Source organism: Azospirillum himalayense (assembly GCF_042657465.1).
GTDB classification, from domain to species: domain Bacteria; phylum Pseudomonadota; class Alphaproteobacteria; order Azospirillales; family Azospirillaceae; genus Azospirillum; species Azospirillum himalayense.
This window is the reverse complement of sequence record NZ_JBHSLC010000119.1, coordinates 1-15541: the sequence shown is the minus strand read 5'-3', so window position 1 is coordinate 15541 and position 15541 is coordinate 1. Positions and strand designations below refer to the sequence as shown.

Annotated in this window: 12 protein-coding genes, 1 pseudogene and 1 riboswitch; of the genes and pseudogenes, 7 read left to right on the top strand and 6 right to left on the bottom strand. The window is 67.6% G+C overall.

The window, feature by feature from the left end; all coding sequences use genetic code 11:
* Window positions 1-42: 42 nt before the first annotated feature.
* Complete coding sequence (locus ACFPMG_RS33670; protein WP_014240292.1) at window positions 43-732, bottom strand: GntR family transcriptional regulator; 690 nt, start codon at window positions 730-732, stop codon at window positions 43-45.
* A 170-nt stretch (window positions 733-902) separates the two neighbouring features.
* Window positions 903-1526 carry a thiamine phosphate synthase gene (locus ACFPMG_RS33665; RefSeq protein ID WP_377000321.1) on the bottom strand — a complete coding sequence of 208 codons (624 nt, stop codon included), beginning with the start codon at window positions 1524-1526 and terminating at the stop codon, window positions 903-905.
* Between the two features lie 195 nt (window positions 1527-1721).
* Between ACFPMG_RS33665 and gcl the strand changes: the two genes are divergently transcribed.
* The 5 genes from gcl to oxlT (ACFPMG_RS33640) all read left to right on the top strand — a co-directional run bounded on the left by gcl (window position 1722) and on the right by oxlT (ACFPMG_RS33640) (window position 8532).
* Entirely contained in the window at window positions 1722-3491 is a 1770-nt protein-coding gene (gene gcl, locus ACFPMG_RS33660) for a glyoxylate carboligase (protein WP_377000319.1), read from the top strand.
* A 208-nt stretch (window positions 3492-3699) separates the two neighbouring features.
* Entirely contained in the window at window positions 3700-4497 is a 798-nt protein-coding gene (gene hyi, locus ACFPMG_RS33655; RefSeq protein ID WP_377000317.1) for a hydroxypyruvate isomerase, read from the top strand.
* A 51-nt stretch (window positions 4498-4548) separates the two neighbouring features.
* Complete coding sequence (glxR, locus tag ACFPMG_RS33650) at window positions 4549-5457, top strand: 2-hydroxy-3-oxopropionate reductase (RefSeq protein ID WP_038528104.1); 909 nt, start codon at window positions 4549-4551, stop codon at window positions 5455-5457.
* Window positions 5458-5716: 259 nt separating this feature from the next.
* Complete coding sequence (locus ACFPMG_RS33645) at window positions 5717-6979, top strand: glycerate kinase type-2 family protein (protein WP_377000315.1); 1263 nt, start codon at window positions 5717-5719, stop codon at window positions 6977-6979.
* A 254-nt stretch (window positions 6980-7233) separates the two neighbouring features.
* A complete protein-coding gene (gene oxlT, locus ACFPMG_RS33640; protein WP_377000313.1) occupies window positions 7234-8532 on the top strand; it encodes an oxalate/formate MFS antiporter in 1299 nt (432 codons plus the stop codon).
* Window positions 8533-8614: 82 nt separating this feature from the next.
* Here the strand turns inward: oxlT (ACFPMG_RS33640) and thiC are convergent, their stop codons facing one another.
* Window positions 8615-10456, bottom strand: a complete 1842-nt coding sequence (thiC, locus tag ACFPMG_RS33635) for a phosphomethylpyrimidine synthase ThiC (RefSeq protein WP_377000311.1) — start codon at window positions 10454-10456, stop codon at window positions 8615-8617.
* Window positions 10457-10572: 116 nt separating this feature from the next.
* Window positions 10573-10685: riboswitch (TPP riboswitch) on the bottom strand.
* A 204-nt stretch (window positions 10686-10889) separates the two neighbouring features.
* On the opposite strand from thiC, the gene ACFPMG_RS33630 reads away from it, so the two are divergent.
* Entirely contained in the window at window positions 10890-11078 is a 189-nt protein-coding gene (locus tag ACFPMG_RS33630; RefSeq protein ID WP_377000309.1) for a hypothetical protein, read from the top strand.
* 72 nt (window positions 11079-11150) lie between these two features.
* On the opposite strand, the gene oxlT (ACFPMG_RS33625) is transcribed toward ACFPMG_RS33630, so the two are convergent.
* Window positions 11151-12413 (bottom strand): oxalate/formate MFS antiporter, encoded by a 1263-nt coding sequence (gene oxlT / locus ACFPMG_RS33625; protein WP_109138472.1) that lies wholly within the window; start codon window positions 12411-12413, stop codon window positions 11151-11153.
* 453 nt (window positions 12414-12866) lie between these two features.
* A complete protein-coding gene (locus ACFPMG_RS33620) occupies window positions 12867-14084 on the bottom strand; it encodes an MFS transporter (RefSeq protein ID WP_377000306.1) in 1218 nt (405 codons plus the stop codon).
* A gap of 104 nt (window positions 14085-14188) precedes the next feature.
* On the opposite strand from ACFPMG_RS33620, the gene ACFPMG_RS33615 reads away from it, so the two are divergent.
* Window positions 14189-15076, top strand: a complete 888-nt coding sequence (locus ACFPMG_RS33615) for a LysR family transcriptional regulator (RefSeq protein ID WP_377000304.1) — start codon at window positions 14189-14191, stop codon at window positions 15074-15076.
* 268 nt (window positions 15077-15344) lie between these two features.
* On the opposite strand, the pseudogene ACFPMG_RS33610 reads toward ACFPMG_RS33615, so the two are convergent.
* A pseudogene (locus tag ACFPMG_RS33610) lies at window positions 15345-15541 on the bottom strand (succinate--CoA ligase subunit alpha); the annotation flags it as partial.

Genomic DNA, 15541 nt, shown 5'->3' with positions numbered 1-15541 from the left:
CGATGCGCGTGCCCTTCCCCCCTCACCGGGGGAGGGGCATTCTCACTCCAGGAAGTCGCAATGCTTCTCGACGTGCGCCGCCAGCCCCAGCGTGTGGTCGCGGATCAGGTGTTCGGCCTGATCGACGTCGCGGCGTTCCAGGGCCTTGATGATTTCCTTGTGGTCGTTGATCGACCGCTCCGCCCGGTTGTCCTGGCCGATGGTCAGCTTGCGGATCGCGCGGATGTGGATGAACAGGTTGTCGGTCATCTCCTGGATCAGCTTGGAGCCGCTGAGCCGGATGATGCTCTTGTGGAAGGCGATGTTGGCGTCGGAGTATTCGTTGACATGCTCCTTGGGGTTCCGCATCTCGAAGTTGCGGAACAGGTCCCACAGGGTGCGGATGTCCTCGTCGGTGGCCTGCGTCGCGACCATCCGACCGGCCATGCTCTCCAGCGCCGCCCAGACCTGGATCATCTCGACGATCTCGGCCTTGGTCTTGCGGATGACGAAGATGCCCCGGCGCGGCTGGAGGCGGATGAACCCCTCCTGCTCCAACAGGGTCAGCGCCTCGCGGATCGGCGTCCGGCTGACACCCAGCAATTCGCTGAGCTGCCGCTCCTCAAGCCGGATCTCGTCGTTATGGTCGTAGATGTCCATTTGCGAGATGGCTTGCTTCAACGCATGGTACGCTTGGCTGCGGAAGGTCGTTCCGGTGTCGAGCGGCTGGACGTTGATCGGCGGAGGGTTCATGGTCGGCACCGTTCCTCAATGCTGGCCGTCCGGAAGCACCCCACTGTGCGCCGGCCCGGTCGTGCGAAAGGCATCGCATCGTTTTCGTATATGAGATACCAGATGCACATTTCGGGCTGAAAAGTCCAGGATTACGATAAAGATAGGGTGGCTCCGCCCGCCCCTCGTCCTTATGGTTGTCCGCCTTTCAAGGCCTTGAGCAGATCGGGCAGGCGGTCCGGCGTCCGCATCACCATGCCCATGACCGCCACTCCGGCGGCTCCCGCGGCCAGACAGTCTCCGATATTGCCCGACTCCACGCCGCCGAGCGCGATGATCGGCAGGGAGGCGTCCGCGGCCAAGCGTCTCAGCCCCTCCGTCCCGAGCGGCGGGCCGTAGCCCGGCTTGCTCGGCGACGGGAAGATTGGCGACAGCGTGACGTAGTCAGCCCCGCCCACGACGGCCCGCCGAATCCCTTCCGCGTCGTGGGTCGAAAGCCCGACCAGCGCGCCGGGACCAAGCCGCCGCCGCGCCGCCGCCACATCGGCTCCTTCGGGCAGATGCACACCGTCCGTCCCAGCGGCCAGCGCCAGATCAGGATCGCCGTGCAGCGTGACCACGGCTCCCCAGGGCCGCGCCCGCTCCACCAGCGCGTGGGCCAGGGCGATCTGCCGCGACTCGTCCAGATCCTTCTCGCGCAGCGACAGCCAGCGCAGGCCGCTGGCGAACAGGCGCGCCGCCAGATCCGGCAGGGGCTGCGCCGCCTGCCGCCGGTCCGTGATCGCCAGGAGGCGGGGACTCGGGATCGCCATCATCCATCCACGATGACAGCGCCATCGGGACTGTGCAAGTGCAGCATAATCTCTGTCCGCGCCGTGAAGGACTGCCCCGTTCGGCGCGATTTCCATCACGCGGAAAGGATTCGCCAACACTTTGCCAATAGCCGCCCTGCTGATGAAAGCTCAATCCAACGCAACAGCGACCCGTTACGCGAGGGAGGAGACCAAGCCATGGCTAGGATGATGGCGATTGAAGCGGCGGTGCATGTCCTGGAAAAAGAAGGCGTGTCCGTTTGCTTTGGCGTCCCCGGAGCGGCCATCAATCCGTTCTACGCGGCGCTGCAACGCAACGGCCGCATCGGCCACGTTCTTGCGCGCCATGTCGAGGGCGCGTCGCATATGGCCGAAGGCTACACGCGCGCCAAGGCCGGCAACATCGGCGTGTGCATCGGCACCTCCGGCCCCGCCGGCACCGACATGATCACGGGCCTCTATTCGGCCTCCGCCGACTCCATTCCGATCCTGTGCATCACCGGCCAGGCGCCCCGCGCCCGCCTGCACAAGGAGGATTTCCAGGCGGTGGACATCCCGTCCATCGCCAAGCCGGTCGCCAAGTGGGCCGTCACCGTGCTGGAGCCGGGGCAGGTCCCCTACGCCTTCCAGCAGGCCTTTCACCTGATGCGCTCCGGCCGGCCCGGCCCGGTGCTGCTCGACCTGCCGATCGACGTGCAGATGGCCGAGATCGAGTTCGATCCCGACGCCTACCAGCCGCTGCCCACCTACAAGCCGGCGGCGACCCGCGCCCAGGTGGAAAAGGCGCTGGAGATGCTGAACGCGGCGGAGCGGCCGCTGCTGGTGGCCGGCGGCGGCATCATCAACGCCGACGCCAGCGATCGTCTGGTCGAGTTCGCCGAGATCGCCGGCCTGCCGGTCATCCCGACCCTGATGGCCTGGGGCGCCATTCCGGACGACCACCCGCTGATGGCCGGCATGGTCGGTCTGCAGACCGCCCACCGCTACGGCAACGCCGCCATGCTGGCGTCGGACTTTGTGCTGGGCATCGGCAACCGCTGGGCCAACCGCCACACCGGTTCGGTCGACGTCTACACCAAGGGCCGCAAGTTCGTGCATGTGGACATCGAGCCGACCCAGATCGGCCGGGTCTTCGCGCCGGACCTGGGCATCGTGTCCGACGCCGGAGCCGCCCTCGACCTCTTCATTGAGGTGGCGAAGGAGTGGAAGGCCGCCGGCAAGCTGCGCGACTGGTCGGAGTGGGTGAAGACCTGCCAAGTCCGCAAGCGCTCCATGCTGCGCCGGTCCGACTTCGCCAACGTGCCGATCAAGCCGCAGCGCGTCTATCAGGAGATGAACAGCGCCTTCGGCGAGGACGTCTGCTACGTCTCGACCATCGGCCTGTCGCAGATCGCCGGCGCGCAGTTCCTGCACGTCTACAAGCCGCGCCATTGGATCAACTGCGGCCAAGCCGGCCCGCTCGGCTGGACTCTGCCGGCGGCGCTCGGCGTCCGCGTGGCCGATCCGAAGCGCAAGATCGTCGCGCTGTCCGGCGACTACGACTTCCAGTTCCTGATCGAGGAGCTGGCGGTGGGCGCGCAGTTCAAGCTGCCCTACATCCACGTGCTGGTGAACAACAGCTATCTTGGGCTGATCCGGCAGGCGCAGCGCGCCTTCCAGATGGACTTCCAGGTCCAGCTCTCCTTCGAGAACATCAACGCCCCGGAGATCGGCGTCTACGGCGTGGATCACATCGCGGTGGCCGAGGGTTTGGGCTGCAAGGCCATCCGCGTCACCGACCCGGACAACCTGCAATCCGCCTTCGCGCAAGCGCAGCAGTGGATGGACGAGTTCCAGGTCCCGGTGGTCGTCGAGGTCATCCTGGAGCGCGTCACCAACATCGCCATGGGCACGGAGATCAACAACATCACCGAGTTCGAGGACGTGCTGGACGTGCCCGCGGACGAGCCGGAGCTGGTGCGGGTCTGATCGACACGCCGCGCGCCCAAATCCCCTCCCCTGCAAAGCGGGGGAGGGTCAGGGTGGGGGTAAGCGGCTTCGCCAGATCCACAGTTCCGCAGGGTGAAAAAAGGCGACCGTCGCGTTGACGCCTCCGCCATCACCCTTCGATCCTGAACGCCAACCGGCCAAGCCTGTAACGAACATCCGGCCCGAAACGAACATCCGGGAGAGAGACATGCCCAAGTTCGCCGCCAACCTGACGATGCTCTACAACGAGCTGCCCTTCCTCGACCGCTTCGCCGCGGCGGCGAAGGACGGCTTCACCGGGGTCGAGTATCTGTTCCCCTACGCCTTCGAGAAGGACGCGCTGGTCGAGCGGCTGGCCGCCAACCGGCTGACCCAGGTCCTGCACAACCTGCCGGCGGGCGACTGGGACGCGGGCGAGCGCGGCATCGCCGTCCTGCCGGACCGCGTGGGCGAGTTCCAGGACGGGGTGGGCCGCGCCATCGAATACGCCACGGCGCTGGGCTGCAAGCAGATCAACTGCCTCGCCGGCAAGGCCCCGGCGGGCGTGGCGGCGGACGCGCTGGAGCGCACCTTCGTCGACAACCTGTCCTTCGCCGCCAAGGCGCTGAAGCAGGCCGGCATCCGCTTCCTGATCGAGCCGATCAACACCCGCGACATTCCGGGTTTCCACCTGACCAGCACCGCGCAGGCGGAACGGCTTCTGGAAGCCGTCGGCTCCGACAACCTCTTCATCCAGTACGACGTCTATCACATGCAGATCATGGAGGGCGATCTGGTCCCGACCATCCAGCGCCTGCTGCCGAAGATCGCGCATGTCCAGATCGCCGACAATCCGGGCCGCAACGAGCCGGGCACCGGCGAGATCAACTACCCCTTCGTCTTCGCGGCGCTCGACCGGCTCGGCTACGACGGCTGGGTCGGCTGCGAGTACAAGCCGGCCAAGGGGACCAGCGAAGGGCTGGGCTGGATGCGCGCCGCCACCCCCGGCGAGACCGTCGCCGCCTGATCGCTCACCCTATTTCGACCGCCCGAACACAGAAGATTTGAGGACACAGCCATGAACGTTGGATTCATCGGTCTCGGCATCATGGGCCGCCCCATGGCCGGTCATCTGGCCGACGCCGGCCACACCCTGTTCGTCTACGACATCAACCCGGCCCCGGAAGACCTGCTCGCCAAGGGCGTCACGGCCTGTGGCTCCAGCCGCGAGGTGGCGCAGAAGGCCGACATCGTCTTCACCATGGTACCCGACACCCCCCATGTGCAGGCTGCTCTGTTCGGCCCGAACGGCGTCGCCGAGGGGCTGTCCGCCGGCAAGATCGTCGTGGACATGTCCTCGATCTCCCCGATCGAGACGAAGGCCTTCGCCCAGCGCATCAACGAGCTGGGCTGCGACTACCTTGACGCCCCGGTGTCCGGCGGCGAGGTCGGGGCCAAGGCCGCCTCGCTGACCATCATGGTCGGCGGGCCGGACAAGGCCTTCGAGACGGTGAAGCCGCTGTTCGAGACGATGGGCAAGAACATCACGCTGGTCGGCGGCAACGGCGACGGCCAGACGACGAAGGTCGCCAACCAGATCGTCGTCGCCCTGACCATCGAGGCGGTGGGCGAGGCCCTGCTGTTTGCGTCCAAGGCCGGCGCCGACCCGGCGAAGGTCCGTCAGGCCCTGATGGGCGGCTTCGCCTCCTCGCGGATCCTCGAGGTGCACGGCGAGCGCATGGTGAAGCGCACCTTCGATCCGGGCTTCCGCATCGAGCTGCACCAGAAGGACCTGAACCTCGCTTTGTCCGGCGCCCGCGCGCTCGGCGTGTCGCTGCCCAACACGGCGACCTGCCAGGAGCTGTTCAACGCCTGCGCCGCCCAGGGCGGCAAGGCGTGGGACCACTCCGGCATGGTCCGCGCTCTGGAGCTGCTCGCCAACCACGAGATCGGCCAGAACCACCGCGTGACCGAACCCGCGGAGTGAGGGTGCCTGACATTCCCTCTCCCGCCCCGGGAGAGGGAGGGGCCCGCCGCATGGCGGCGGGAGGGTGAGGGTGCCGCCGAGATTGGATCGCTGATCCTCGGCCTTACCCTCACCCGGCCCTTCGGGCCACCCTCTCCCGGGACGGGAGAGGGAAAGACACCCTCCCCATTGCCCCCTGCGCCAAATCCGTTAGCATTCCCAGCACATGAGGACCGGCGCCGGTGAACGGCGCGGCTCAGGGAAGGGACAGAACCAGACCATGACGACCACCGATCCCCGCGCGCTCCTGACCGACATGTTCCGCGCCGCCGTCGCCTCGGCGCAGCCGGCGCTGTGCGTGCCGCCGCATCTTCCGGAACCGCCGAAGGGGCGCACGGTCGTCGTCGGCGCCGGCAAGGCCGCGGCCTCCATGGCGAAGGCGGTGGAGGATCACTGGAAAGGGCCGCTGTCCGGTCTGGTCGTCACCCGCTACGGCCACAACGTGCCCTGTGAGCGGATCGAGGTGGTCGAGGCGTCGCACCCCGTCCCCGACGAGGCGGGCCAACAGGCGGCAAGGCGCATCCTCGACATCGCCGCCTCGCTCGGCCCCGACGACCTGATGCTCTGCCTGATCTCCGGCGGCGGCTCCGCCCTGCTTGCCCTGCCGGCGCCGGGCATCAGCATGGCCGACAAGCAGGCGGTGTCCAAGGCGCTGCTCCGCTCCGGCGCGAACATCACCGAGATGAATTGCGTGCGCAAGCACCTGTCCGCGATCAAGGGCGGGCGGCTGGCCGCCGCGACCAAGGCGCGGGTGGTGTCCCTGGTCATCTCCGACGTGCCGGGCGACGACCTGTCGGTGATCGCCTCCGGCCCCACCGTCCCCGACCCGACCAGCTACGCCGACGCGCTGGCCGTGCTGGAGAAGTACGGCATCACCCCGCCGCAGCCGGTCATGGACCATCTGCTGGCCGGGCGCGACGAGAGTCCGAAGCCCGGCGACCCGCGGCTGGAGCGCGTCAGCACGATCCTGGTCGCCACCCCGCAGATGGCTTTGGAGCGCGCGGCGGAGGTCGCCCGCAAGGCCGGCGTCACCCCGGTGATCCTCGGCAACGCCCTGGAGGGTGAGTCGCGCGAGGTGGCGCTCGTCCATGCCGGCATCGCCCGCCAGATCGTCGAGCACGACCAGCCCGCGGCCAAGCCCTGCGTCCTGCTGTCCGGCGGCGAGACCACGGTGACCGTGCGCGGCAAGGGCCGCGGCGGGCGGAACGCCGAGTTCCTGCTGGCGCTGACCGTGGCGCTGGACGGCATGAAGGGCGTGCACGCCCTGGCCGCCGACACCGACGGCATCGACGGGACGGAGGACAACGCCGGCGCCCTGCTCACTCCCGACACGCTGGCCCGCGCCGCCGAGGCCGGCGTCAACGCCAAGGAACGGCTGGCCGACAACGACGGCTACAGCTTCTTCAGCGCGCTCGGCGACCTGCTGGTGACCGGACCGACCCTGACCAACGTCAACGACTTCCGCGCGGTTCTGGTCGTGTAAGCGGTGAGGCGCCGCCGGCCGATTTGATATATCACTTACGGCCAGAGCGGCTCCCGCTCACGAAAATTTGTTGATGACCTCACGGATTATCCGCCACACTCACCGTCAAGGCATCACGAATATGGCGTCTGGCATGCCAACAGCATGCAGCCGGGCTGCCCCGTTCGAAGGATAAAGCGAAGCGGTCGGGCACCGAACGCACCCCGCGCGCGCCAGGACAAGAACGAGATCGCGGACCATCCGGGAGGAACCATATGCGCCAAACCGGTGCGCAAAGCGCCCTGCCTGTCGGCGGGCGTTGGATGCAGTTGCTTGCCGGCGTCATCTGCATGTCGATGATCGCCAATCTCCAGTACGGGTGGACCCTCTTCGTCGAACCCATCGACGACAAGCACGGCTGGGGCCGTGCGGCCATCCAGGTGGCCTTCACCATCTTCATCGTCACCGAAACATGGCTGGTGCCCGTCGAGGGCTGGTTCGTCGACCGCTTCGGCCCGCGGATCGTCGTGCTGTTCGGCTCGCTGCTCTGCGCCGCCTCCTGGGCGCTGAACGCGGTGGCGGACTCGCTGCTCGTGCTCTACGTGGCGGCGGCCATCGGCGGCATCGGGGCGGGCGCCGTCTACGGCACCTGCGTGGGCAACGCGCTGAAATGGTTCCCCGACCGGCGCGGTCTGGCCGCCGGCATCACCGCGGCGGGCTTCGGAGCCGGTTCCGCCCTGACGGTGGTGCCCATCGCCACGATGATCGAGACCTCGGGCTACGAGGCGACCTTCATGGCCTTCGGTCTGGGACAGGGGCTGGTGGTCTTCGCTCTTGCCTGGCTGCTGGTCGCCCCGCCCTCCGCTCCCCTCGCCCGCGGCGGCTTCGCCGCACCGCCCGCGCAGCGGCAATACACGCCGAGCCAGATGGTCCGCACCCCGGTCTTCTGGGTCATGTACGCCATGTTCGTCATGGTGGCCGGCGGCGGGCTGATGGCGACGGCCCAGCTCGGCCCGATCGCCCAGGACTTCGGGCTTGCCCACGCGCCGGTCAGCATCCTCGGCCTGACCCTGCCCGCCCTGACCTTCGCCCTGTCCATCGACCGGGTGCTGAACGGGCTGACCCGCCCCTTCTTCGGCTGGGTGTCCGACCACATCGGGCGCGAGAACACCATGTTCATCGCCTTCGCCATCGAGGCGGTGGGCATCGTCGCGCTCAGCCTCTACGGCCGCGACCCGGTGGCCTTCGTGCTGCTGACCGGTCTGGTCTTCTTCGCCTGGGGCGAGATCTACAGCCTGTTCCCGGCCTGCTGCGCCGACACCTTCGGATCGAAGTTCGCCGCCAGCAACGCCGGGCTGCTCTACACCGCCAAGGGCACAGCGGCGCTGCTGATCCCCTTCGCCAACATCATCGCCGACGCCACGGGAAGCTGGCATGCCGTCTTCCTGCTCGCCGCCGCGGTCAACGCGCTGGCCGCGGTGCTGGCGCTGTTCGTCCTGCGCCCGATGCGCAACCGCATGGCCGCCGAATCGCTGGGCGCGCGCAGCGGCCGGAGCGTGACGGCAACCTCCTGACGCTCTCTTCCCCTCCCCCCGCTTGGGGAAGGAGCCGAAGCGAGGGGGCGCCCGCGAGGGCGTCCCCTTTTCGATTCAGTTGCTATTCCGCAGCCTGCCCCTCCTCCAGATAGATCTCCCCGCCCTTGGCGCGGAAGCTCTCCGACATCTCGGCCATGCCGGAGTTGGCGTAGTCCCGCACCTCCTGCGTGATCTTCATCGAGCAGAACTTCGGCCCGCACATCGAACAGAAATGCGCGACCTTCGCCCCCTCCGCCGGCAGGGTCTGGTCGTGGAAGCGCTCCGCCGTCTCCGGGTCGAGCGACAGGTGGAACTGGTCGCGCCAGCGGAACTCGAAGCGGGCGCGCGACAGGGCGTCGTCGCGTTCCTGGGCGCCGGGATGGCCCTTGGCGAGGTCGGCGGCGTGGGCGGCGATCTTGTAGGTGACCACGCCCACCTTGACGTCGTCGCGGTCCGGCAGCCCCAGATGCTCCTTCGGCGTGACGTAGCAGAGCATCGCCGTGCCGAACCAGCCGATCATGGCGGCGCCGATGGCGCTGGTGATGTGGTCGTAGCCGGGCGCGATGTCCGTGGTCAGCGGCCCGAGCGTGTAGAAGGGCGCCTCGCCGCACAGCGCCAGCTGCTTGTCGACGTTGGCCTTGATCTTGTGCATGGGCACATGGCCCGGCCCCTCGATCATCACCTGGACGTCGTGCTTCCAGGCGATCTTGGTCAGCTCGCCCAGCGTCTCCAGCTCGGCGAACTGGGCGGCGTCGTTAGCGTCGGCGATGGAGCCGGGGCGCAAGCCGTCACCCAGCGAGAAGGCGACGTCGTACGCCTTCATGATCTCGCAGATCTCCTCGAACCGCTCATAGAGGAAGCTCTCGCGGTGGTGGGACAGGCACCATTTCGCCATGATCGAGCCGCCGCGCGACACGATGCCGGTGGTGCGCTTGGCCGTCAGCGGGATGTGCGCCAGACGGATGCCGGCGTGGATGGTGAAATAGTCCACCCCCTGCTCCGCCTGCTCGATCAGCGTGTCGCGGAAGATCTCCCAGGTCAGGTCCTCGGCCTTGCCGCCGACCTTCTCCAGCGCCTGATAGATCGGCACGGTGCCGATGGGGACCGGGCTGTTGCGCAGGATCCATTCGCGGGTGGTGTGGATGTTGCGGCCGGTGGACAGGTCCATCACGGTGTCGGCGCCCCAGCGGATCGACCAGACCATCTTGTCGACCTCCTCCCCCACCGAGGACGCGACGGCGGAGTTGCCGATGTTCGCGTTGATCTTGGTGAGGAAGTTGCGGCCGATGATCATCGGCTCCGATTCGGGGTGGTTGATGTTGGACGGGATGATCGCCCGCCCGCGCGCCACCTCGTCGCGCACGAACTCCGGCGTCACATGGTCGGGGATGGAGGCGCCGAAGTCGTCGCCGTCCCGCGCCACCGCCTCGGCCAGCCGCTGGCGGCCCAGATTCTCACGGACGGCGATGTACTCCATCTCCGGCGTGACGATGCCGGCGCGGGCGTAGGCCATCTGCGTGACCGCCCGGCCCGGCTTGCCGCGCAGCGGGCGGCGCCCGGCGCGATCGAAGACGGGCACGGCCCGCGTCTCGCCGACGCGCAGCCCGTCGTCCTCCGGACGGACCTCGCGGCCCTCATAGGCCTCCACGTCGCCGCGGGCCTCGATCCAGGAGCGGCGCAGCTCCGCCAGGCCGCGGCGGATGTCGGTCTGCACGGCGGGGTCGCTGTAGGGGCCGGAGGTGTCGTAAACGCGCACCGGCGGCTCGCCGCCGCCGACATGGATGTCGCGCATCGCCACGCGCAGGTCGGGGAAGCGCTCCCCGGCCACATGGACCTTGCTGGACGACGGCAGCGGGCCGGTCGTCACCGAGAAATGGTCGGACGGCGCGGCCTTCTGGGAAGCGGGGGGAAGAGTGTCGGGCATCTGCAGTGGATCTCCATCGCACATAGGATCGTTGGAGACCCGGGTGTGACGGAGCGGCAGAACGGATGACCGGAGCGGTCCCCAAAAAGGGGTGCGCGATGGGGATGCGCGTGACCGTGGCCCGTTTGTTCCTGTCCCTACGCCGGTACGACCCGGATCAGGTTCAAAGGGTTCGGCGCCTTACGGCATCATCTCAGCCCCGTGCTATGGGGCTCCCCTTGGAACGTGGCCATGCTGAACCATCCGCCCCACCCACGTCAATGCGATTCACGGTCCGATTCACGGCGAATCCAACCCGACCAACGCAATTGACGCGATTCTGGTATCCATTATCTGGTATACAAAATCCTATTGCGCAGCCTGAGCCGGGCGACTATGCTGCATCACAACAACAAGAAGCAACGCCCCCTCCCGAGTGCCCGGAGCCCGTCCCATGCTCGAATCCCAGATGATCGCCTTCGTCGCCCTGGCCGGCCTGATGGGCCACGGCCTGACCCTGCTGATGCGGGAGGACGACGAGTGGAACGCCGATCCGCAGGACGAGCAGCCGGACGGTCTCTGGTCGTCGGACCGCTTCAACCAGTCCGGCGAGGGCCACAACCGTCCCTTCTTCCTGGACTGAAAAAAGGCCGCCGCGCGGGATGCGCGCGGCGGCCGTCATTCGAGACAAGAAACCTGAAGTTTCGCGGGCCGATCAGTGGCCGGGCTGCACCGCCAGCCCACCCGCACCCTGCTGGGCGGCGAGTTCGGCGTTTCGGGCGTGATGCTTGCGCAACATGGGCCGCAGGACCGCGATGGCGCAGAAGGCCGCGATGAGGTCCATGGTGGCGCAGATGTAGAGCACGGTCGCCCAGGTGCCGGTGGCTTCCATCAGCAGGTTGCCCAGCGGGACCAGCAGGGCCGCGACGCCCTTGGCGCAGTAGAGCACGCCGTAGATCTTCGCCGCGTGCTTGGTGCCGAAGGTGTCCGCCGAAGTCGCGCTGAACAGGCTGTACACTTCGCCCCAGGCCAGGAACACCAGACCCGACAGGATCAGGAACATGATCGGGTCGTGGCCGAAGCGGCTGAGCATCAGAATGCCGAGGCCTTCGAAGGTGAAGGCGATGAACATCGTCGCTTCACGGCCGATATGGTCGGAGACGAAGCCGAACAGCGGACGGGAGATGCCGTTCATCACGCGGTCGAGCATCAGCGCGAAGGGCAGAGCCGCCATGGTGATGCCGAACAGGCTGATCGGGGCTTCCTTCACGCCCAGATCATGGGCGATCACGCCGAGCTGGGCCACCGCCATCAGACCGCCCGAGACGGTGCAGATGAACATGAGCATCATGACCCAGAAGACCGGCGTCTGCAGCGCTTCCTTCAGCGTGTAGTCGCGGCGGGACTGCAGGACCTTGGTCGAGGCCTTCACCTGATCCTTCTGCGGGGCGCGCAGGAAGAAGGCGGCGATGAGGATGATCGTGCCCTGCAGCAGGCCGAACCAGAAGAAGGTCGCCTGATAGCCGGAGGAGTGGATCATGTTGGCGATCGGCAGGATCGTCACGGCCGAGCCGGCGCCGTAACCGCCCGCGGTCAGGCCGACGGCGAGGCCGCGCTTGTCCGGGAACCACTTCAGCGCGCTGTTGACGCAGGTGGCGTAGACGCAGCCGACGCCGATGCCGCCGATGGCCGAACCGACATAGAGCATGCCGAGCGAGCCGGCGTAGCTGTCGATGATCCAGGAAAGGCCGGTCATCACGCCGCCGAAGGCGACGATGGCGCGGGGGCCGTAACGGTCGATGAAATAGCCTTCGATGGGGGTCAGCCAGGTCTGGACGACGACGAAGACGGTGAAGGCGGTCTGGATCGAGGCGCGGGTCCAGCCATGGGTGGCCTGGATTTCCGGCACGAAGAGCGTCCAGGCGTACTGGATGTTGGCCGCGGCGACCATGCAGACGATGCCGACGACGATCTGCATCCAGCGCGCGCCGTCGGAGATGGGCGCCTGCGAGCCGCCGGAACTGTTAAAAGCTGGCCTCTGGGATTCTGTCGATCCAACCATCATTCCCTCCCGTGGGATTGCGACGCTTTGATACCGGGCATGAGGGTCCCCTTGGGCGGGCGAGCGGCGTCCGAGCGAGCGTCCGCATCGCCGCGTCATGGGCGGCCTTGTTCCGTGCCGATGTGAGTCATGGTTCAATGGTGCGCTGGAGAGCCGGTCACGCCGTCCCTGCGTTCGTGGCGCTCCAGATACGGCATATGGTATGCCAGAGACATGATTGTTGGCAACACGAACTTTTGGCGTGTTGCGCTTTTCATCCAAAAATTTTTCGGGCTTTCGAAAACCGGACGATCGGGAGGGTCGGCCCCGCCCTGAGGACGGGACCCGATGGCGCTCAATGCGGTCGCGGAACGGAGAGGACGAACGGTCTCAGGTGGCCGCGGAGGTGGCGCGGGACGAGGCGGTGACGGCGAGCGCCGCGATGGCCGCCGCCAGCGGAACGAAGGACACCCACAGCACCGAATCCCAGCCGAAGGCGGCCAGCAGCCCGCCAGAGGCGAAGGACCCCACCGCCATCGTGCCGAACACGATGAAGTCGTTGAGCGACTGCACCTGGGTTTTCTCCTCCGGCCGATGGCACTCCAGAACGAGCGCGGAGGCTCCGAGAAAGCCGAAGTTCCAGCCGACTCCCAGCAGGATCAGGCTGACCCAGAAATGCGCCACGTCGACACCGCCCAGCCCCACCACGGCGGAAGCGGCGATCAGGCCCAGGCCGGCGAACACGATCCGGGACGCGCCGAAGCGCTCGACCAGACGCCCGGTGACGAAGCTCGGGGCGTACATGGCGATCACATGCCATTGCAGGCCGAGGTTGGACACCTCCTGAGACAGGCCGCACAGCCGCATCGCCAGAGGGGCCGCCGTCATGATGAAGTTCATCAGCAGGTAGGAGACGACCCCGCACAGCACGGCGGTGACGAATCGCGGCTGGCGCGCGATGACGCCGAGCGGCCGGCCGCCGGCGGACTCCGCCGCGGTCGGCATCGGCAGCCGCACCCCGACCAGCACCAGGGCGGAGACCGCCGCCACGGCGGCCTGGGCCAGGAAGGTCGCCAGGAACAGGTGCGGCGGCCAGACATCCATGGTGAGGGTAACGAGCTGCGGCCCGATGACCCCGGCGAACACCCCGCCGGCCATCACCGCCGACATGGCCCTTGGCCGCCGCTCCGGTTCGACGCAATCGGTGGCGGCGAAGCGGAAGGACAGGACCACGGCGGCGTAGGCGCCGCCGGGGATCATCGCCGCGCAGAACAGCCAGAAGCTCCCCAGAAGCACCGCCAGGGCGGAGAGCAGCCCGACGAGCACGCCGCAGCCCGTCCCTGCCAGGAAGGCGGCCCGCCGCCCATGCCGCCGCGCGATGGCCCCGGCGGGAATGGTGCAGACCGCCATGCCCACGACGAAGATGGAGAGCGGCAGCGTGGCGAGCGCGGGGCTCGGCGCCAGCGTGTTCCCGACGATGGCTCCCGTCGCATAGACGACCACCGCGTTGGCGCCGGCCAGCGCCTGCGCGGTCGCCAGCCGCAGAACGTTCGCCGTCCCGTGAGGGTAAAGGCCCTGTGCATGAGGGGTGGGGTCGGCTTGGCTCATATCGGTGTCCGGGGATCGTTCGGTGACGGTTGCCCCACACCTACCGACCCGCCATCATGAATGAAAATGGTATTTTCTCATGATTGGATGAATGGGGATCATGAATGCTTGACCGCCAGATTCTCGCGATCCTGCGGGAGGTGGATCGGGCGGGCAGCGTCACCGCCGCCGCCGAACGCCTGAACCTCAGCCAGTCGGCGCTGAGCCACACGGTGCGCAAGTTCGAGGAGCGCTGCGGCGTGGAGATCTGGACGAAGAAGGGGCGCAGCCTCCGTTTCACCCAGGCCGGGCAGCATCTTTTGTCGCTGGCGCAGCGCCTGTTGCCGCAGTTCGAGGACGCCGAACGGGTTCTCGCCGACTTCGCGGCGGGACGCCGCGGCGCGCTGCGGGCGGGCATGGAATGCCACCCCTGCCAAGCCTGGCTGATGCGGATGACCGCCCGCTACCTCACGCAATGGCCGGACGTGGATGTCGACGTCCGCACCGCCTTCCGTTTCGACGGCTTGGCGGCGCTGCTCGACAACGAGATCGATCTGCTGGTCACGCCCGACCCCATCGAAACCCCCGACGTCCTGTTCACGCCGGTCTTCGACTATGAGCTGGTCCTCGTCGTGCACGACGCGCATCCGCTTGCCGCGCGCGGCGTGGCGCGGCCCGAGGACCTGCGCGTGGAGGAACTGATCACCGTCCCGGTCGGCCTGGAGCGGCTGGACGTCTACACCCGCTTCCTGGTCCCGGCGCATTGCCGGCCGCTCCGCCACAAGACGGCGGAGACGACCGACCTGATGCTCCAACTCGTTGCCGCCCGGCGCGGGGTCACCGTTTTGCCGGACTGGCTGGTGCGGGAGGACGGCGCCGGCCTGCCCGTCCGCTGCGTGCGGCTGGGGAACGAAGGGATCGGCAAGAGCATTCATCTCGGCGTCCGCCGCGGCGAGGAGAGCGTGGATTACATCGCCGGTTTCCTCGCCCTCGCCCGGACGACCGATCGATAAGTAAAAAAATGGCCGTGCTGTTTCCAGCACGGCCAGTGATTTCGAGAGGCTCGCATAAATGCAGAGCAACAACCCGCCCGATACAAAGGGTGAAGCACCCTGTGCAAGACCAAGATGACTGGTCAGACCACTCGCCGCAATGCCTCGTTTTCGGCTTTCCACATTGCGGAAACAGACCCCTTCCCTGCCCGAATACACAACAAAGAAGACCGCGCCGTTGCCGGCGCGGCCAGTCACTTCGGGGAAACACCACTGCGACGAAAACGGTTCAGCCCTTGAAGACCTTGAGCATGGTGGAACCCAGGCTCGCGGGGCTGTCGGCGACGGCGATGCCGACGGACTTCATGAACTCGATCTTGAAGTCGGCGGTGTCGTTGCCGCCGGAGATCACCGCGCCGGCGTGGCCCATGCGGCGGCCCGGAGGCGCGGTGCGCCCGGCGATGAAGCCGACGACCGGCTTCCTGG